Here is an 18,825-nt window from a genome sequence, read left to right as displayed (position 1 = left end):
TTAATGATGCTATTATGGTGGAATAGAATGGTGGTGATAGATTAAATGAAAACTTACATGACATCTGAAATTGCGTGTAGTATAGGAATCCATTCCAATACAGTACGGCTTTATGAAGAACTTGGGCTTATTCCCAAACCAGAGCGGAAGGAAAACGGTTATCGCATTTTTACAGATTTTCATATGGAACAAATTAAATTCGTAAGAATTGCGCTAAAGGTCGAGGTTTTGCAAAATGGATTGAGAAAACAGGCAATTACGATTATTAAGACCTCAGCTTCCGGAAATTTTGACAAGGCGATTGCCTTAACGGAACATTATTTGCAGCAGATAAAAAATGAGCAGAGTAATGCGGAAGAGGCCATAGAGATTACCCAAAAGCTGTTATCAGGCAGCAACCAGGGACAAGAATCCGAGACTATGGTTTTAACCAGAAAAGAAACGGCCGATTATTTACAAATTTCAATGGATGCTTTAAGAAATTGGGAAATGAACGGTCTGCTCACTATAAAACGAAAACAAAATGGCTACCGGGTTTATACGGATGAAGATATTCGGCGGCTTAAAATCATACGTTCCCTGCGCTGTGCAAATTACTCCCTTTCTGCAATTTTGCGAATGCTGAATACATTATCCCAAAATCCCAAAGCAGATATCCGGCAGGTGATTGATACACCAGACGAAAGCGACGATATTATATCTCTATGTGATAAGCTTCTCACTTCTTTGCATTATGCGGAGGAAAACGCGAAAGTTATGCTGGCGCACCTTGGGAAGATGAAAAAACAATTTGAATCAAACCCTACACTTTAACACCAGACTTTGCTCTGGTGTTATTCTTTTTGTGAAAAGAAAAAAGGAGGGATTTTATCGCATGGAAACAACCATTGAAGTAAACGGGCTGTGCAAGTCTTACGCCCAAGTGAAAGCAATAGAGAATATTAATATCTCAATTTGCCGCGGGGAAGTGTTTGGCTTGCTGGGAGCAAACGGAGCGGGTAAAAGTACGGCAATCGAATGTATCCTGGGAACGAAAAAGCAGGATAGTGGAACGGTATCCATTTTGGGAATGAATCCGCAAAAAGACCGGAAAAAACTTTTTGAGAGGGTCGGTGTTCAATTTCAGGAGGCCAATTATCAGGACAAAATCAAGGTAGATGAGCTTTGTGAAGTTACTGCTTCGCTTTACAAAAACACCCTGGATTATGGTGTTCTTCTGGAACAGTTCGGACTTTCGGAAAAGTCAAAAAGCCTGGTCAGTGAACTTTCAGGAGGTCAGAAGCAACGGCTTTTTATCGTGCTTGCGCTGATCCCGGATCCCGAAGTAGTGTTTTTAGACGAGCTGACAACAGGATTGGATGCCAGGGCACGGAGGGAAGTGTGGAGGAGTCTTTCTCAGTTAAAAGAAAGAGGAATCACCATTTTGCTGACCTCCCATTTTATGGATGAGGTGGAAGCTCTTTGTGACAGGATCATGATTTTGAAGAACGGAAAGAGTATATTTTGCGGTTCCATAAAAGATTCGGTCGCGGCAAGTCCTTATGAAAAGCTTGAGGATGCATATCTTTGGTATACTGACGGGGAGGGTGAATATGAAAACATTTAAAACGTTGCTAAAAACAGAAGGAAAATTGTCCCTTCGCGGGCTGGACATGTTTATTTTTGCTATTTGCATGCCAGTTATTGTAGTTGTAATCTTAGGAGCAGTTTTTGGAGACAAACCCGCTTTTGATGGTGCAGATTATACGTTCCTGGAACAATCCTTTGGTGCGGTATCAGCCATTGCCATTTGTGCCGGAGGTGTGATGGGGCTTCCCCTGGTTGTATCTGATTATCGAAGCAGAAAGATTTTAAAGCGGCTTAAGGTAACGCCCGCTGATCCCGCCCTTATCTTGGTGGTGCAGGTTGCAATTTATGCGCTTTATTCGATTGCCTCCCTTATCCTTGTTTACGCAACAGGGGCGTTATTGTTCGGATTTCAATTAAAAGGCTCATGGCTTTCGTTCCTGGGGGCATACTTGCTGGTTATGCTGTCCATGTTCAGCATTGGGCTGTTAGTGGGAGGAATTGCACCGAACACGAAAATAGCTGGTGCCGCCGCCAGTCTGCTGTACTTTCCAATGCTTATTTTTTCAGGCGCCACTCTGCCTTATGAGGTAATGCCTGCTGCGTTTCAAAAAGCGGCGGATATCCTTCCATTGACACAGGGAATTAAACTTCTAAAGGCTGCTTCACTGGGTCTTCCAATGGACAGGGTTTTCATTCCGGTTATGGTGATGATCGCGATTGCAGCGATATGTATCAATATTTCCCTCCGCTTTTTTAAGTGGGAATGAGAGATTGGACTGATCGGCTTTTCAAAATTTACAATGTTCATGTATTACGGCTGCTTTTCTTTTTTACACTACTTCCTTCACCCGGGCGAACATGTTATAATGTCAAAAGAATCGGGGGATAGCAGGGGGTTAAACATGTTAAAAGTATTGATAGCAGATGATGAAGAAAAGATCTGCCAGCTGATCGAGAAGCTGATCGATTGGCAAGCACTGGATATGATGCTCAGCGGTGTGGCAAATAATGGGATAGAGGCGCTTGAAAAGATAGAAGCCCTTTCTCCTGATGTAGTGATTACGGATATCAGGATGCCGGGATATGACGGCCTGGACTTAGTGAAAAAGACCCGGGAACTGAATTTAGGCGTGGAGTTTGTGATTATCAGCGGATACCGCCATTTTGAATATGCCCAGACAGCGATCAAATATGGGGTCAGCGATTATTTGTTAAAGCCAATCAAAAAACAGGAATTAACGGAAACTCTGGAAAAAATAAGAGTAAGGTATAATGAAAAAAGCGAGCAGCTGACCTACGAGGAGCGGGTCAGGTTGGCGAGGAAAAGCGACGCAGAGAGACTGCGGACCACCTGGTTTTCCAATGTCCTGTACCGGGACCGGAGCGAGCAGGATTGCTCCAGCCTGGAAGAAATCAATAAGCAGTATTATTATCAGTTAAAACAGGGATGCTTTCAGATCGTTTGTGTCAAATTTGATGGAATTTCCATGCCTGACGAGAAAAACCTGGAATTTCTGACAGAAAAGACAACTCAGATTGCAGAGCAGATGCTGAAAGGTCATGTATTCGACTGGGAATTGTATGTGGAAAACAGCCATATTTATCTGTTCCTGAATTATGGAGAGGAAAACAGGAAGTTCATCCGCCGGCAATGTAAAAATATATTAAATGAGCTTGCTGTGCTGGAATCCATTCTGGAAGGGCTTCGAGTGACCATTGGGTTTGGAACAACCGTATGGAATATCGCCCAGCTAAGAAGTTCTCTTAAATCCGCCAGGTATCTGGTGGAGCAGCGTCTGGTAGCCGGAAACGGTAAGCTCCTGGAGGGGGAGCTGCGCAGCTCCTTTCATCTGGCATCAAGCCAGTGGTTCACTCAGTTTAACCAGAACATGAACACGGCTTTGGAAAGTCTGGACAGGCAGCAGGTGGGGGATTGCCTGATGAAACTGAAAGACGGGCTTCTGGAGCAGCCGGATATGACCGGGCATGAAATTCTGCAGATGTGCAGAGAGGTCTGCAATCTGTATCTGTTTTTCATGAAAAATCATAAAATCCCCATTGAACAGAATTTTATGGAACGGTTTAATCAGGGAGTGGAATTTTGTTCTTCTGCAAGAGAGGTCCTGCGCTATCTCATAAAAGAGATTTCCGCTTCCTACGATAAGGCCGTGGCCGGAAAGATGCAGGAGAATAACCGCCCCATCCGCATAGCCAAAAAATACATCAGGGACCATTATCGGGAAGCAATTACCTTAGAAACAGTCAGTGAAGTCGCCGGATTCAATCCTACATATTTCAGTTCCCTGTTTAAGAAAGAGACAGGAAAGAACTTTTTGGAGTTTCTATCCGAGGTGCGTATGGAACAGGCGAAAGGCCTTCTAAAGGAAACAAATTTAAGTGTTGCATCCATATGTGAGGAAGTGGGCTACAGTGATGTAAAGTATTTTACAAAGAATTTTACCAAATATTCCGGTTTAAAGCCAAACGAGTATCGGAAGCTTTATTCCTGATGGGAGGCGTATTATGAAGGAAAGGTTTCGGTTTCTGTCTATCAGAGTAATTCTTCTTTTGGCAGGTATTTTGACCGGGTTCATGCTTTTGCTTTGCTATGCCCTGTACTTAACCATGGGTCAGCCGGAGCAAATTTGGCTTATAATGGCGGCTTCCGTTCTCCTGGTCTTGTTTTTTTACAACGGATATTATGGAATTTATAAGCCCATGCAGGAAACCAAACGAGTGGAACGGCAGTTTGCCTCTGGCAGTGTTTTAAATGACTTATTTAAAATACGCTATCCTTATTGCCCGGAATCCGAGAAAGTAAATCAGAGATTTCTGGAAATGCTGGGAACCAGGGAACTGATCAATGTATCAAAAAAACAGGCGGAATATCTTGCCCTGCAAAATCAGATCAACCCTCATTTTTTGTACAATACTCTGGAAGGAATACGGAGTGAGGCGCTGAGCCTTGGCGTGGACAGCATAGCGGAGATGACAGAGGCTCTTGCTACCTTTTTCCGTTATACCATTTCCAATGTAGACCATCTGGTAAACTTAGAGGATGAGCTTGCAAATATTGAGAACTACTATTATATCCAACAGTTCCGCTTTGGCAAAAAATTACAGTTGAATATTCAGTATACATGTTCAGAAGAGCTGGATGAAATGGAGATTCTGCAATACCGTCTGCCAAAGCTGACTTTGCAGCCTGTTGTTGAAAATTCTATTTATCATGGGATCGAACGGAAAATAGGGGAAGGGCATCTGATCATTAAAATTTCGGTGACGGATTCCAGGTTGATCATCAAGGTATCTGATGACGGACTTGGGATGGAGGCCGACAGGGTGAAGATGTTAAATGAAAAGCTTAAAAGCCTATCCTTAGACGACGTGAACCCTGATATAGACCGGAAAGGCGGCATTGCAATCCAGAATGTCAATAACAGAATCAAGCTGCTTTTTGGAGAGGAATATGGCATCCATGTCTACAGCCAGGTGGAGGCAGGAACGGATGTGGAGATATCCCTTCCGCTGGTAAAGGATTAACAGGACAAAGAGGTGATGAGATGAGAAAGGAAATTCTCCGGCTGAATCATGTTACCCTGGAAGAAAACGGAGAGCGTTATCTGGATAATCTGGATTTTTATATTCTCCAGGGAGAGATTATGGGGCTCATCATATCCGATGCAAAGGGCTGTTCCCAGTTGACCCGCCTCATCTGCCATAATATTCCCATAAGCTTTGGCGGAGTATATTATGAAGGAGACCGGGTAAATCATTATTCCCATGCGGACTTTTCCGACAACCGGGTTTATGTCATTGAGGAGAGGGGACGGCTCATAGACAGCCTGACCATATCTGATAACCTGTTTGTTATGCGGAAGGGATTTAAAAAGTATATCATTAACAGCAGGGTGCTGGATCATCAGGTGGAGCTTTTGATGGCAGAGCTGGGGCTGTCCATTGATCCCAAACGCCGGGTTTCAACCTTAAGCGCCTTTGAGCGCTGTGTGACTGAGCTTTTAAAAGCCATTCTGGCTGGGTGCCGTTTCATTATTCTGGACAGGATCAGCAATTTTTTAAGCCAGATGGAACTAAAACAGTTTCAGGATATTATTAGGGAGCAGGCAAAGCGGGGGACCGCATTTCTTTATATGGGTAACCATCATCAGGAGGTGTTCCAGATTGCGGACCGGGCGGCTCTTTTTCATCAGGGAATCATATGGAAGGTGTTTGAAAAAGAAGAAATGGTGGAAACGGCCCTTCAGCCTTATACCATATCTTTTGACTTATCCGGCAGCCAGATCCGGGAACCTAAGGAGGAGGCTGTTCTTAAGTTGGATGGAGTGCATTTGAATGGGAAAGAGCCGGTAGGGTTTTCTCTGCGAAAAGGGGAATGCCTGATGATACTGGATACGGATAATCAGACATGGGAGCCTCTGGTGGAGGTTCTCTCCGGCAGCAGGGGAATCCGGGCCGGCAGAATTTACCTGGGAGAAAGGGTTTTTGCAGGGGAGGAGCCTACGGACTTTTTTAAGAAGGGTGTAGCCGTCATTCCAGATGATCCGGCAGAAACCTTTCTGTTTAGGGATATGAGCTATATGGAAAACCTGACTTTTCTTCTGGACCGAAAGGTGTGGTTTGGGAATTTAAAGCGCAGCCATCTTCGCAGTGTGCGTAAGGAATATATGAAAAAGGTGGGATCCTGTATTGATGCGGGAAAGATTGACCGTTTAAGCCTGCGGGAAAGATACGGCCTTGCCTATTACCGGATCCATCTTCTTCACCCTAAGGTCGCCGTGTGTGTACAGCCGCTGGCAAAAGGGGACATGTACTTAAGGCGTTATGTGCTGGATCTGATCCAGGAGCTGAAAAACAGCGGGATCTCGGTACTCATTCTCACCAGCAACCTTGCCGACAACATGGATGTATCAGACCGTATGATAATTCTGCAGGATGGAAAGGTGGCGGCAGAATACGCGAAAGAGGAATTTTATAAAGTAGGCTGGTAATGAAAAGGATTAACAGGCGGTCTGGCTGCCTGTTTTTCATTTCTGCAAGGGATTTGATTGCCAAAGAATACCCCCCTTAAACGGAAGAATCTCCCCTACTATCCATGGGTTTCCGATGATATACTGTTTACAGAAGCTAGAATTTGAGAGAAATATGAGGGTGATAGGTATGCAGGAAGATATTGTGCGGATGCAGAATATTACAAAAACATTCCCCGGTGTAAAAGCGCTTGACGATGTTTCGTTTTACTTAAAGTCAGGCGAAGTTATGGCATTGTTGGGTGAAAATGGTGCAGGAAAATCAACACTTGTTAAAATATTGAGCGGTGTCTATGAAAGGGATGGAGGGACCATTGAGGTATTCGGTTCTGATATCCGGGAAATGACCACACAGAAGGCAAAGGAACTGGGAATAGCGATCATCCACCAGGAGCTGAACATGTGTCAGCATTTGACGGTAGCGGAAAACATTTTCCTGGGACGGGAGCGGACAAAGGGAATGGTCCTTTCTGAAAAAGAGATGAATAAGGCGGCGGCCGAGATTCTGGGCCGTATGAATATTGAATTAGATCCGGAGGAGCTGGTAGGAAGCCTTGCGGTATCCAAGCAGCAGATGGTTGAGATTGCCAAGGCGCTTTCCATGAATGCCAGGGTCCTGATTATGGATGAGCCTACGTCAGCCCTGACATCTAAGGAGATCAATGACTTATTTACAATCATTAAAAAGCTGAAAAAGGAAGGCTGCGGAATCGTATACATATCCCACCGTCTGGAAGAGCTGAAGCATATCGTGGACCGGGTCACCATCATGAGAGACGGAAAATTTATCACATCCATGGATTTTGATCAGAATCGGATGGAAGAGATCATTTCCCACATGGTCGGCCGTGAAATAAAACAGAAGTTCCCCCGTGTTTCATGTCCAAAAGGGAAAAGAATCCTGGAGGTCCGTAACTTAAATGCCGGGCGGATGGTCCGTGACATCAATCTGGAACTGTACGAAGGCGAGATCGTGGGCATTGCAGGGTTAATGGGGGCAGGAAGAACGGAAACCACCAGGGCCATATTCGGAGCGGATCCTAAGGAAACAGGGCAGATTTTACTGGATGGGAAAGAGGTCACCATACATAACGTGGAGGATTCCATAAAAGCAGGCATTGTACTGGCTCCTGAGGACAGGAAAAAGGATGGCCTTTGCACGAAGCTCAGCATACGTGACAACATCTCTCTTCCCAATCTGGATATGCTGTGCGGAAGGCTGGGGATCGTTAACAGGAAAAAAGAGAGGGAAATGACGGATAAAACAGTGGTTTCCTTACAAATCAAGCTGCCCAATGCAGAGGTGAATGCCGGAAGCTTATCCGGCGGTAACCAGCAAAAGGTGGTGGTGGGCAAATGGCTGGCAAGGAATTCCCGGGTGGTGATTTTTGATGAACCTACCAGAGGAATCGACGTGGCGGCTAAGGTAGAGATCTATAACCTGATGAACGAATTAAAGCAAAAAGGGATCGGCGTTTTGTTCGTTTCGTCGGAAATGCCGGAAGTCCTGGGCATCAGCGACCGGATCATTGTCATGTGCGACGGAAAGATTACAGGGGAAATAATGACAACTGAGGCGACACAGGATCAGATCCTCAAATTTGCGACTCAGTTTGAAAGTAAGATCAGTTAAGAGAAGAGCAAGGAGAGGTAACATGAATAGTAAAAGACAGAGTTGGTATAAAAGGCTGTTTGCCGTTCGCGGGATGGGGCAGGTAGTCACCGTAAGTGTGGGACTCATTGTCATGTGTGTTGTTTTTGGCATCATAAACCCTACATTCTTTTCCGGGAAAAATGTTGCGAATCTATTACGCCAGATTGCGCCGATCCTGTTAATCGGCATCGGCCAGTCCTATGTATTGATCACCGGTAACATTGATTTGTCCATTGGTTCCGTTGTCGGCATGAGCTGCATGATATCTGCGACCATGATGACAAAGGGCATAAATCCGTGGGTAGCGGTACTTCTAACCCTGATGTGCTGTCTGATCGTAGGAGTGGTCAACGGCCTGCTGGTAGCTAAGTGCAAGCTTCCACCCTTTATCGCAACCTTAGGCACCATGACGATTGCCAGAGGCGTTGCACAGATCGTAAATAATAACTACAATACTGATGCCATCGGAGACGGGGCAAAGGGGTTTCGGGATTTCTTTTATTATGGAAAGGCCGCAGGAGTGTATAATACGGTGATTATAGCCATTGTTTTATGGCTGGTATTTAATTTCCTGTTAAGTAAAACTAGAACCGGGCGGCATATTTATGCAATCGGAAGCAATATAGAGGCCTCCAAGCTATCCGGGGTAAATATCGTCGCCACCACCACAAAGGCTTATCTGGTCAGCTCCTTTTGTTCCTGCATCGTAGGACTGGTGATCTGTGCGACAAGCGGCATGGGCACCATGGATGCCGGCAATGCCTATGAAATGTATGCTGTGGCGGCTTCCGTAATCGGAGGAGTGTCAACATTAGGCGGCCAGGGAATTCTCATCGGTACGGTGATCGGTGCTTCAATCTGGGGCGTACTGCAGAATGGCCTTCAGTTTGCAGGTGCTCCGGTTGCGATCCGCAACATTGTCATCGGCGCCATTGTAGTGATCTCCGTATTGATCGATGTAATTGTAAGAAGCGGTAAGCTTGGTAAGAAGAATAAGTTAGAACCATAAACAAGGTATTGGAGCCTGAGGCTTTGATATAGGCAGATTTTAAAATATCCAAATTTAAGGAGGAAAAGGTTTATGAAGCGGAAAGTATTGGCGGCTATTCTTTCTATGGGAGTGATTGCCTCTATGGCAGGATGCAGCAGCGGGCAGAAAGAGGCAGCAGCTACAACTGGGGCAACAACAGCGGCTGCAACTGAAGCTGCAACCACAGCAGCAGAAACTGCGAAAGAGGCAGCTTCCGGCGGAGGCTCACACAAGGTTTATCTGATCACTATGGATCAAATGGACCAGCACTGGGTAAACGTGGATGCAGGTGCCCAGAAGGCTGTAAAGGAGCTTGGAAATGTAGATTATAAGTGGCTGGCTCCGGATGTAAAGGATGACGCAAAACAGATCGAATGTATTAACAATGCCGTAGCAGGAGGCGCACAGGCCATTTTACTGGCGGCTAACGGTCCTGATGCAGTAACTGCATCGTTACAGGAAGCAATGGACGCAGGAGTGAAAGTAGTATATGTAGACTCCGCAGCATCCCTGCCGGCAATCCAGACCCTTGCAACAGATAACAAAGCTGCAGGAAAAACTGCAGGTGACGAAATGATCAAAGCCTTAAAGGCCAATGGAATCGAATCAGGCAAGATCGGCATCGTAAATGTGAATGCTGCAACCGCATCCACAGTAGCCAGAGAAGAAGGCTTCCGCTCTGCGTTTGAGGGAACAAAGTTTGAGATTCTGGAAACACAGTACGGAGAAGGCGACGCGGCAAAATCCAAAGATATTGCTGCAAACTATATCACCCAGGGCTGTGTAGGTATTTTCGGAGCCAATGAAGGTTCTACCGTAGGAGCCGGCAATGCCATTCAGGAAGCAGGCGAGACTGTAATCGGCGTAGGCTTTGACAAATCCGACATGATCCTTCAGCTGATTAAGGAGGGCTATCTCCTGGCAACCATGGCTCAGAATCCTGATGTTATGGGATATGAAGGTATAAAGACAGCAGTTAATGCCCTGGAAGGCAAGGATACAGGAGACAAGAACGTAGATACAGGAGTTTCCGTTCTCACAAAAGAAACAATAAAATAAAATGCGGCATAAGCGCAGATACATTTCATAACAGTGAAAGAGCAGGGACGGTACTTCGGTTCCTGCTCTGTTGGCATATTTTTCTTAACGAAGGCAAGAGAGCCGTACGACGAGCCGTCAGGTGATTCGAATTTACTTATAATAATAGAAGGACTGAGGTATTACGATGCATATAATGGGATTTGATATAGGAGGAACAAAGTGTGCGGTGTTTCTTTGCCGCCTGGAGGGCGATGCTATTATATGGAATGATCGGAAGGAAATACAGACAACATCAGACTGGAGAACAGTGCTGGACACCTTATGCGTTTATGGGGAAAAGATGCTGGAAACCCATGGAGTCTCCCGGTCTGACTGCCGTATCGGGATATCCTGCGGTGGGCCTTTGAGTCCTGACCGCAGGATCATTTGCTCTCCGCCTAACCTGTCGGGATGGGTCGAAGTTCCTGTTGTTTCCTATCTGTCAGAAAAGCTCCGGATGCCAGCCAGGATGTTAAACGATGCCGATGCCTGCGCCCTTGCAGAATGGAAATATGGGGCTGGAAAGGGATCTCTTCATATGGTATTCCTCACTTTCGGAACCGGCCTTGGTGCAGGATTGATTTTGAATGGGCGTTTATATACAGGAGTATGCGGTATGGCAGGAGAAGTGGGCCATGTACGCCTTAAGGAGGATGGGCCGGTGGGATACGGAAAGGCAGGGAGCCTGGAAGGATTTTGCAGCGGCGGCGGAATCCGTCAAATGGCAATAGATAAAGCGGAGAAGATGGAAAAGGAGGGAAAAAAGGCTTCCTTCCTGACAGGAGAAAAGGAGGAGATCAAGGCAAAGGATGTGGCGGAAGCCGCCAGAGCAGGCCATAAGGATGCCACAGAATTACTGAGTGAGTCGGGTAGGTATTTTGGATTAGGACTGTCCATGCTTATTGATATCCTGAACCCGGAGGTAATAGTGGCCGGCAGCATATATGCAAGAGCACATGAATACATGGAAACAGCCATGTGGGAGGAAATACGAAGGGAGGCTCTTGCATCTTCGGCCGCCGCGTGCAGGATCGTACCTGCCCAGTTAGGAGAGAGGATAGGGGATTATGGAGCCGTTATGGCTGCGGTTTATGAATGAGCAAAGAATCATTTCCATATTTTTTCAAAAGAACGGTGACAACAGACAGGGAACATGGTAAAATAACGTTTGCGCCACCTGGAAAGAGCTGGCATAATACATGGACAAAGGATGAAGATTATGGAAACTGATATGACAAAAGGAAATCCTCTTTCCGTCATTTTAAAATTTACGCTCCCCCTTTTCATTGGTAATATCTTCCAGCAGCTCTATAACATGGTCGATACGATTGTCGTAGGCCGTTTTGTCGGACCTGACGCATTGGCGGCGGTTGGCTCTACGGGAACCATCATGTTTTTAGTCATTGGATTTTCTCAGGGAATGAGTACGGGATTTACAGTCCTCACCAGTCAACGGTTTGGGGCGGGCGATGAAAAGGGAGCAAGGCACTCCGTAGCCAATGGCACCATCCTGTCAGCCTTTGTCATAATACTCATGACGGCCATAAGCCTTTTCTTCATGAAACCTCTGCTACGGCTGATGAATACGCCTGATAACATTTTCGAAGATGCATATACCTATATTTCAATCATATGCATAGGGATCGTTACCAACATAATTTACAACCTGTTTTCTTCCTTTTTAAGAGCAGTGGGAAACAGCCGGGTCCCTCTTTTGTTTTTGGCGTTTTCCTCAGGCTTGAATTTAATATTGGACCTTCTTTTTGTTATCGTCTTTCAAATGGGAGTGGCAGGGGCGGCATGGGCTACCAATGTATCACAGGGTATATCTGCAGTTCTTTGTATTTTATACATTTATAAGAAGGTCCCGGCTTTGGCTCCTGATAAGAACCAGTGGAAGCTTACCAGTGCGGATACAAGGCATCAGCTTTCCGTGGGAATTCCTATGGCTCTCCAGTTTGGGATCACTGCCTCTGGAACCATAATCATGCAGTCGGCCATTAACTTATTTGGCTCAACGGCTGTTGCGGCATATACGGCAGCCAACAAGTTTCAGAATCTTGTAGTCCAGGGAATGATCGCCACGGGACAGACTATGGCTACCTATTCCGGACAGAACTATGGTAAGGGAGATATTAAAAGGATCCGTTATGGCGTCAAGGTTGCGCTGGGGATAGGGGGCGCCTATTCCGTGCTTTGTTCGGCAGTCATTTGCCTGACGATTCCCTTTGCCTTAAGTCTGTTTTTTTCCGGCAATGTGGACATTTCGGCCATGCTGCCCTGGGCGAAAACCTATATCTATCTGTGCGCCGCCTTTTATATTCCCTTGGGAACGATTTTCATATTCAGAAATACCATGCAGGGCTGCGGCCATGGCTTTCTGCCCATGATGGGCGGAGTGGTGGAGTTGGTAGCAAGGTTAGCAACAGCTGCTTTGGCCATGCGGCTGCTCAGCTTTCCTCTGTCCTGCGCCTGTGACCCGGCGGCCTGGGTCAGTGCGGCGCTGTTTACAGGAATTTCCTATTTGTTCGTCATGAAAAAGGTGGAAAAAAGGTTGGTTTCCCGAAGCCTTTAAATTTCTCAATATTATTATTGATTTATAGTATAATATTTAGTATATTATGTAATAGATTATCTTAGGCGATATCTGAAAGGAGAATCATGATGATAAAAGTAGCTGTTGACGCCATGGGCGGCGACTATGCACCGGCAGAGATGGTTGCCGGAGCCGTAGAGGCGGTAAACGCGAATAAAGAAATCCAGGTTCTCTTAGTAGGGCAGGAGCATATTGTATCAGAAGAACTGAAGAAACATACGTATCAAAAGGATCAGATACAGATTGTGAATGCGTCAGAGGTAATCGAGACGGATGAACCTCCGGTTAATGCCATACGAAAGAAGAAAGATTCTTCCATCGTTGTGGGGATGAATCTGGTAAAACAGAAGGAGGCGGATGCTTTTGTATCGGCTGGCAGCTCTGGTGCCATACTGGTTGGTGGACAGGTGATTGTCGGACGGATAAGAGGGGTGGAACGACCACCGCTGGCTCCGCTTATTCCAACGGAAAAAGGAGTTTCCCTGCTGATTGACTGCGGAGCCAATGTGGATGCCAGACCATCTCATTTGGTACAGTTTGCCAGAATGGGATCCCTTTACATGGAGCATGTAGTGGGAGTTAAGAATCCAAGAGTGGCTATCGTCAATATTGGCGCAGAAGAGGAAAAGGGAAATGCGCTTGTAAAAGAAACCTTTCCACTGTTAAAGGAGTGCAAGGATATCCATTTTACCGGAAGCATTGAAGCCAGGGAGATTCCGCATGGCGGTGCAGATGTCATTGTTTGTGAGGCATTTGTAGGCAATGTAATCCTGAAGCTTTACGAAGGAGTAGGAGCAACCTTAATCGATAAGGTAAAACGCGGTATGATGGGAAGTTTAAGGAGCAAAATCGGAGCTTTGCTAGTAAAACCTGCTTTGAAGGAAAGCCTAAAATCATTTGATGCATCTCAGCACGGCGGAGCACCGCTTCTGGGACTGAATGGCTTGGTTGTAAAAACCCATGGGAATTCAAAGGCAACAGAAGTGAAGAACTCCATACTTCAGTGCGTAACCTTCAAAGAACAGGGAATTAATGATAAGATAAGAGAAAGTCTTAAAAAGAATGATGAAAATCAAGAATAGGAGAGAGGAAGGAAAAGAGATGGAATTTGAGAAGTTACAAAACATAATTGCAGAGGTATTAAATATTGAGCCGGATGAGGTGTCCATGAACTCCACATTTGTGGATGACCTTGGTGCTGACTCCCTTGATGTGTTCCAGATTATTATGGGCATTGAGGAGGAATTTGATATTGAGATTCCAACGGAAGTGGCAGAAAACATCGTAAGTGTCAATGACGCAGTAGAACAGATCAAGAATGCTTTAAATTAATAGATGTGGGTGCTGCCGGGGACTTTTAGGTCTGTCCGCAGCACCCTCTTTCATAATAAGAAGAGGTGTATGATGAGCAAGAATTTAAAAGAACTGGAGGAGCGGATCGACTACCGTTTTTCGGACAGGCGTCTCATGACACAGGCAATGACTCATAGCTCCTATGCCAATGAACACCGGTTAAATAAGCTGGAATGCAACGAACGCCTGGAGTTTTTAGGTGACTCTGTGCTGGAAGTGGTTTCCAGTGACTGCCTGTATCACAAGTATCCGGAAAGACCGGAGGGGGATTTGACAAAGATACGCGCCAGCATTGTCTGCGAGCCGACCCTTGCCTATTGTGCAGAGGATATAAGGCTTGGAGAATATCTTCTTTTGGGCAGGGGAGAAGAGGCCACCGGAGGCAGGGGGCGTGCGTCGATTGTATCGGATGCTATGGAAGCGCTGATTGGGGCCATTTATCTGGACGGTGGTTTTGCTAATGCAAAAGAGTTTATCCTTCGTTTCATTATGAATGATCTGGAACATAAGCAGCTCTTTTATGATAGCAAGACTATCTTGCAGGAGATCGTACAGAGTAAGACAGAAGAGCCCTTGAGCTATGAGCTTTTGCGGGAAGAGGGACCGGATCATAACAAGGTATTTGAGGCTCAGGTCCTTATTGGCCAGGAGATAATCGGCCAGGGAACCGGACGGACCAAAAAGGCAGCGGAGCAGGTGGCTGCCTATCATGGGATTCTCAGCCTTAAGAATATGGAAACACCCTGCGGGCATCCCTCTATGTCCAGAGAGCATGGACAATAAATAGGAAACACCCTGCAGGTATCCCTCTATGTCCAGAAAGCATGGACAGTAAATAGGAAACACCCTGCGGGTATCCCTCTATGTCCAGAAAGCATGGACAGTAAATAGGAAAAGAAAGGGCAGGCCCAGTAGAGCCTGTCGGCGTGAACTATGTATTTAAAAAGTATTGAAATCCAGGGTTTTAAATCTTTTGCCAATAAGATCGTCTTTGAATTTCATAATGGGATCACCGGCATCGTAGGCCCTAACGGCAGCGGCAAGAGCAATGTCGCCGATGCCGTGCGCTGGGTGCTTGGTGAACAAAAGGTAAAGCAGCTTCGAAGCTCCAACATGCAGGATGTGATTTTCTCCGGAACAGAACTGAGAAAACCCCAGGGCTTTGCCTATGTTGCCATTACCCTTGATAATTCCGATCACCATCTGGCTATTGATTACGACCAGGTAACAGTTTCCCGGAGAGTATACCGTTCCGGTGAAAGTGAGTACATGATCAATGGCAGTGCCTGCCGTTTAAAGGATATTTATGAATTGTTCTATGATACCGGTATCGGAAAGGAAGGCTACTCCATCATCGGACAGGGACAGATTGATAAAATTTTAAGCGGAAAACCGGAGGAGCGCAGAGAATTATTTGATGAGGCCGCCGGCATTGTTAAATTTAAACGGCGAAAGCTCATCGCCCAGAAGAAGCTTGAAAATGAAAAACAAAACCTTATCCGTGTCAATGACATTCTCACAGAGCTTGAAAAGCAGGTAGGCCCTCTGGGAAGGCAATCTGAGGCGGCAAAGGAATATCTCCGTTTAAAGGAAGATTTAAAAAAATACGATGTCAACCAGTTCCTGATGGAGACTGAGGGCATCCAGGTACAGTTGAAGGAAAACCAGGAAAAGGATACCATTGTATCCCATGATCTGGAGGAGGCAAAGCAGACATCGGAAGGGATCCGGGAAGAATATGATGTTCTGGATACATATTTAGCGGAGCTGGAGGAGGCTATCAGCAAAGCCGGGAATGAGAAAAATAAATCCAACATGGAAATGGGAAGCCTGGAAGGCCGGATCAATGTATTAAAGGAACAGATCAATACGGAGCAGATGAATGCGGAGCACATTGCCGGACGCATGAGGGCTATCCATGCTGAAATCCAGATGAAAATGGCTCAGGCTGCCACTTATGAGGAGGAACGTTCCCTGATTGCCGGCCAGGTGAAATCCGCAGTAAATGAACTTAAAGAAGCGGAAGAAGTCCTGTGTTCAGAAGATGAGAAAATCCACCTTTTTGAACAGCAGATTGAGGAAGGAAAGAGCGGCATCATTGACATCCTCAATGAAAAAGCTTCTCTGACCGCAAAACAGCAGCGGTATGAAACCATGCTGGAACAGGTAGATGTGCGCCGTTCTGAGGTTTGCCAGAAGCTGTTAAAATTTAAAAGTGATGAGTCGGAGCAGGATGAACGGCTGGAAGCTCTTCAAAAGGAAGCAGATGAGATAGAAACCAGAATCTCGGAAAGCCAGGAAGCCCAGGCGTTCAGTGAGAACCGGGCAGAGGAGCTGGAAGGCGAGGTCAAACGGCTTAACAAAAACTTAAATGACAAACAGCAGGAGTATCATACCAGTTATACAAAGCTGGAATCTTTAAGAAACTTAGCTGAACGGTATGAAGGCTATGGCGGCAGCATCCGCCGTATCATGGAGGTAAGGGACCGGATCCACGGCATTCACGGGGTTGTAGCGGATTTAATCAAAGTGCCGAAAAAATATGAAATTGCCGTTGAGACCGCTCTTGGCGGAAGCATTCAGAATATTGTTACTGATTCAGAAGAAACTGCCAAGCAGCTTATTGAATATCTAAAGAAAAACCGGTATGGAAGAGCCACCTTCCTTCCCTTAACCAGCGTCGGCAACAGAGATTCCTTCCGCCAGGACAGGGCTCTTACGGAACCGGGAGTTTTGGGGCTTGCCAATACCCTGGTGGAAGCGGATGGCCGGTATCAAGGCCTTTTAAATTATCTTCTGGGCCGTGTGGTTGTGGTGGATACCATTGAACACGCCATCGCACTTGCAAAAAAGTACCAGTATTCTTTCAGGATCGTAACGCTGGAAGGAGAGCTCCTCAGCGTAGGCGGATCAATGACGGGCGGCGCCTTTAAAAATGCCAGCAACCTTTTAGGGCGTAAGCGTGAGATGGAGGAACTGGAAGGGATCTGCTCCAAGGCTCTTACAGATGTGGAGCGGCTGGAAAAAGAACTGGTGTTGAACGAGGGACTCCTTGGGGAAAGCAGGGAAGAACTGGAAAAGATCCGGACGGAAAAACAGCAGCTTTATTTAAAACAAAATACGGTTAAAATAAATATACGCCGGATTGAAGATAAAAAAGAAGAAATCAAGGAATCTTACGGAGACTTAGAGCGGGAAAACGGCCAGCTTGAAGTACAGATACGTGAAATCAGTGCCAGCCAGCAGGAGCTTCTTTCATCTATTAATAAACTGGAAATGCAGAATCAGGAAACAGTCGGAGAGCTGGAACGTTTAAACGGCCGGCTTGAAACTGCCAGAGCAGACCGGGAACAGCATTCCAAGGACTTATCGTCAGTCCAGCTGAAAACTTCAAGTTTAAAGCAAAAAGATGATTTTGAACTGGAAAATATCCGGCGTGTAAAGGAAGAAATCCATCGTCTGGAGGAAGAGCTATCCGGTCTTTCAAACGGGACCCATGGCTCCAATTCCATTATCGAAGAGAAAGAAAAGGAAATTGAAGCATTAAAGGGCAAAATCCAGGAGGAAAAGAGATACTCAGATGAGCTGGAAGGAATCATAAACGAGAAGTCCACACAAAAAGAGGCCAGTTCCAGGGAGCAGAAGGAATTGTTCCGAAAAAGGGAGGAACTTACGGGAAGGATCAGCCTTTTGGATAAAGAACTCTTCCGCCTGCAAAGCCAGAAAGAAAAGCTGGATGAGTGGCTGGAGGGCCATATCAATTACATGTGGAATGAATATGAACTGACTTTTTCCACTGCAAAGGATTTGAGGAACCAGGAATGGACGTCACTGCCTGAGATCAAGCGCATGATCCAGTCTCTGAAAGAGGAGATCAGGAAGCTGGGCAATGTCAATGTCAATGCCATTGAGGATTACAAAGAGGTATCAGAGCGTTATGAATTCATGAAGACCCAGCACGATGATCTGGTAACTGCAGAGGGCACTCTGTTAAAGATCATCGATGAACTGGATACGGGAATGAGAAAACAATTCGAGGAAAAATTCCGTGAAATACGGATGGAGTTTGACAAGGTGTTCAAGGAACTTTTCGGAGGAGGACGGGGCGCTTTGGAGCTGGTGGAAGATGAGGATATCCTGGAAGCGGGAATTCAGATCATCTCCCAGCCTCCCGGCAAGAAGCTTCAAAATATGATGCAGCTTTCCGGCGGGGAAAAGGCATTGACGGCCATTGCGCTGCTGTTTGCAATCCAGAACTTAAAACCCTCTCCATTCTGCCTTCTGGACGAGATCGAAGCAGCCCTTGATGATTCCAATGTGGACCGTTTTGCAAAATACCTGCATAAGCTGACAAAATATACGCAGTTTATTGTTATTACACACAGACGTGGTACCATGGTATCTGCAGATCGTCTGTATGGTATTACCATGCAGGAGAAGGGCGTTTCAACGCTTGTATCTGTAAACCTGATTGAAGAAGATTTAGAAAGTTAAG

The 18,825-nt window shown here is 45.9% G+C and carries 15 protein-coding genes; all 15 read left to right on the top strand.

What is annotated here, in order from left to right; genetic code table 11:
- Positions 1–45 precede the first annotated feature (45 nt).
- The 15 genes from AC27IJ_RS17680 to smc all read left to right on the top strand — a co-directional run bounded on the left by AC27IJ_RS17680 (position 46) and on the right by smc (position 18,824).
- A complete protein-coding gene (locus AC27IJ_RS17680; RefSeq protein WP_487149986.1) occupies positions 46–813 on the top strand; it encodes a MerR family transcriptional regulator in 768 nt (255 codons plus the stop codon).
- 61 nt (positions 814–874) lie between these two features.
- The gene (locus AC27IJ_RS17675; RefSeq protein WP_487149984.1) at positions 875–1,606 is read left to right on the top strand and encodes an ABC transporter ATP-binding protein; all 732 of its coding nucleotides are present in this window, start codon (positions 875–877) and stop codon (positions 1,604–1,606) included.
- Entirely contained in the window at positions 1,593–2,336 is a 744-nt protein-coding gene (locus AC27IJ_RS17670; RefSeq protein WP_487149982.1) for an ABC transporter permease, read from the top strand. The genes AC27IJ_RS17675 and AC27IJ_RS17670 overlap by 14 nt, the downstream gene beginning before the upstream one ends.
- Positions 2,337–2,471: 135 nt before the next feature.
- Positions 2,472–4,079 carry a response regulator transcription factor gene (locus AC27IJ_RS17665; RefSeq protein WP_312501790.1) on the top strand — a complete coding sequence of 536 codons (1,608 nt, stop codon included), beginning with the start codon at positions 2,472–2,474 and terminating at the stop codon, positions 4,077–4,079.
- Between the two features lie 13 nt (positions 4,080–4,092).
- Positions 4,093–5,112, top strand: a complete 1,020-nt coding sequence (locus AC27IJ_RS17660; protein ID WP_312501789.1) for a sensor histidine kinase — start codon at positions 4,093–4,095, stop codon at positions 5,110–5,112.
- 20 nt (positions 5,113–5,132) lie between these two features.
- Positions 5,133–6,578 (top strand): ATP-binding cassette domain-containing protein, encoded by a 1,446-nt coding sequence (locus AC27IJ_RS17655; RefSeq protein ID WP_312444086.1) that lies wholly within the window; start codon positions 5,133–5,135, stop codon positions 6,576–6,578.
- 169 nt (positions 6,579–6,747) lie between these two features.
- Positions 6,748–8,250, top strand: a complete 1,503-nt coding sequence (locus tag AC27IJ_RS17650) for a sugar ABC transporter ATP-binding protein (RefSeq protein WP_312444084.1) — start codon at positions 6,748–6,750, stop codon at positions 8,248–8,250.
- A gap of 22 nt (positions 8,251–8,272) precedes the next feature.
- Positions 8,273–9,280, top strand: coding sequence for an ABC transporter permease (locus AC27IJ_RS17645; RefSeq protein ID WP_312444083.1), 1,008 nt, complete (start codon positions 8,273–8,275; stop codon positions 9,278–9,280).
- 72 nt (positions 9,281–9,352) lie between these two features.
- Positions 9,353–10,360: an ABC transporter substrate-binding protein gene (locus tag AC27IJ_RS17640; protein WP_312444081.1), complete on the top strand. Its 1,008-nt coding sequence runs from the start codon at positions 9,353–9,355 to the stop codon at positions 10,358–10,360.
- 166 nt (positions 10,361–10,526) lie between these two features.
- Positions 10,527–11,480 (top strand): ROK family protein, encoded by a 954-nt coding sequence (locus tag AC27IJ_RS17635; RefSeq protein WP_487149978.1) that lies wholly within the window; start codon positions 10,527–10,529, stop codon positions 11,478–11,480.
- A 120-nt stretch (positions 11,481–11,600) separates the two neighbouring features.
- Positions 11,601–12,956 (top strand): MATE family efflux transporter, encoded by a 1,356-nt coding sequence (locus AC27IJ_RS17630; protein WP_312501786.1) that lies wholly within the window; start codon positions 11,601–11,603, stop codon positions 12,954–12,956.
- Between the two features lie 89 nt (positions 12,957–13,045).
- On the top strand, positions 13,046–14,059 hold the full coding sequence (gene plsX, locus AC27IJ_RS17625) for a phosphate acyltransferase PlsX (RefSeq protein ID WP_312444372.1): 1,014 nt from the start codon (positions 13,046–13,048) through the stop codon (positions 14,057–14,059).
- 19 nt (positions 14,060–14,078) lie between these two features.
- The gene (gene acpP / locus AC27IJ_RS17620) at positions 14,079–14,309 is read left to right on the top strand and encodes an acyl carrier protein (RefSeq protein ID WP_025232960.1); all 231 of its coding nucleotides are present in this window, start codon (positions 14,079–14,081) and stop codon (positions 14,307–14,309) included.
- Positions 14,310–14,381: 72 nt separating this feature from the next.
- Positions 14,382–15,113: a ribonuclease III gene (gene rnc, locus AC27IJ_RS17615; protein ID WP_312444075.1), complete on the top strand. Its 732-nt coding sequence runs from the start codon at positions 14,382–14,384 to the stop codon at positions 15,111–15,113.
- Positions 15,114–15,263: 150 nt separating this feature from the next.
- Positions 15,264–18,824, top strand: a complete 3,561-nt coding sequence (gene smc / locus AC27IJ_RS17610) for a chromosome segregation protein SMC (RefSeq protein ID WP_312444073.1) — start codon at positions 15,264–15,266, stop codon at positions 18,822–18,824.
- The last annotated feature ends 1 nt before the right edge of the window (position 18,825 follow it).

The organism is Lacrimispora sp. YZC11 (genome assembly GCF_057543815.1).
Note: the sequence above shows the minus strand (reverse complement) of the source record. Positions and strands in the feature narration are given on the sequence as shown.

Bases quoted from the DNA above. Each gene is read 5' to 3' on its own strand.
- acpP (WP_025232960.1), top strand. From the start codon at position 14,079: ATGGAATTTGAGAAGTTACAAAACATAATTGCAGAGGTATTAAATATT.
- AC27IJ_RS17640 (WP_312444081.1), top strand. From the start codon at position 9,353: ATGAAGCGGAAAGTATTGGCGGCTATTCTTTCTATGGGAGTGATTGCC.
- AC27IJ_RS17675 (WP_487149984.1), top strand. From the start codon at position 875: ATGGAAACAACCATTGAAGTAAACGGGCTGTGCAAGTCTTACGCCCAA.
- AC27IJ_RS17630 (WP_312501786.1), top strand. From the start codon at position 11,601: ATGGAAACTGATATGACAAAAGGAAATCCTCTTTCCGTCATTTTAAAA.
- AC27IJ_RS17635 (WP_487149978.1), top strand. From the start codon at position 10,527: ATGCATATAATGGGATTTGATATAGGAGGAACAAAGTGTGCGGTGTTT.
- smc (WP_312444073.1), top strand. From the start codon at position 15,264: ATGTATTTAAAAAGTATTGAAATCCAGGGTTTTAAATCTTTTGCCAAT.
- rnc (WP_312444075.1), top strand. From the start codon at position 14,382: ATGAGCAAGAATTTAAAAGAACTGGAGGAGCGGATCGACTACCGTTTT.
- AC27IJ_RS17650 (WP_312444084.1), top strand. From the start codon at position 6,748: ATGCAGGAAGATATTGTGCGGATGCAGAATATTACAAAAACATTCCCC.
- AC27IJ_RS17665 (WP_312501790.1), top strand. From the start codon at position 2,472: ATGTTAAAAGTATTGATAGCAGATGATGAAGAAAAGATCTGCCAGCTG.
- AC27IJ_RS17670 (WP_487149982.1), top strand. From the start codon at position 1,593: ATGAAAACATTTAAAACGTTGCTAAAAACAGAAGGAAAATTGTCCCTT.
- plsX (WP_312444372.1), top strand. From the start codon at position 13,046: ATGATAAAAGTAGCTGTTGACGCCATGGGCGGCGACTATGCACCGGCA.
- AC27IJ_RS17680 (WP_487149986.1), top strand. From the start codon at position 46: ATGAAAACTTACATGACATCTGAAATTGCGTGTAGTATAGGAATCCAT.
- AC27IJ_RS17660 (WP_312501789.1), top strand. From the start codon at position 4,093: ATGAAGGAAAGGTTTCGGTTTCTGTCTATCAGAGTAATTCTTCTTTTG.
- AC27IJ_RS17655 (WP_312444086.1), top strand. From the start codon at position 5,133: ATGAGAAAGGAAATTCTCCGGCTGAATCATGTTACCCTGGAAGAAAAC.
- AC27IJ_RS17645 (WP_312444083.1), top strand. From the start codon at position 8,273: ATGAATAGTAAAAGACAGAGTTGGTATAAAAGGCTGTTTGCCGTTCGC.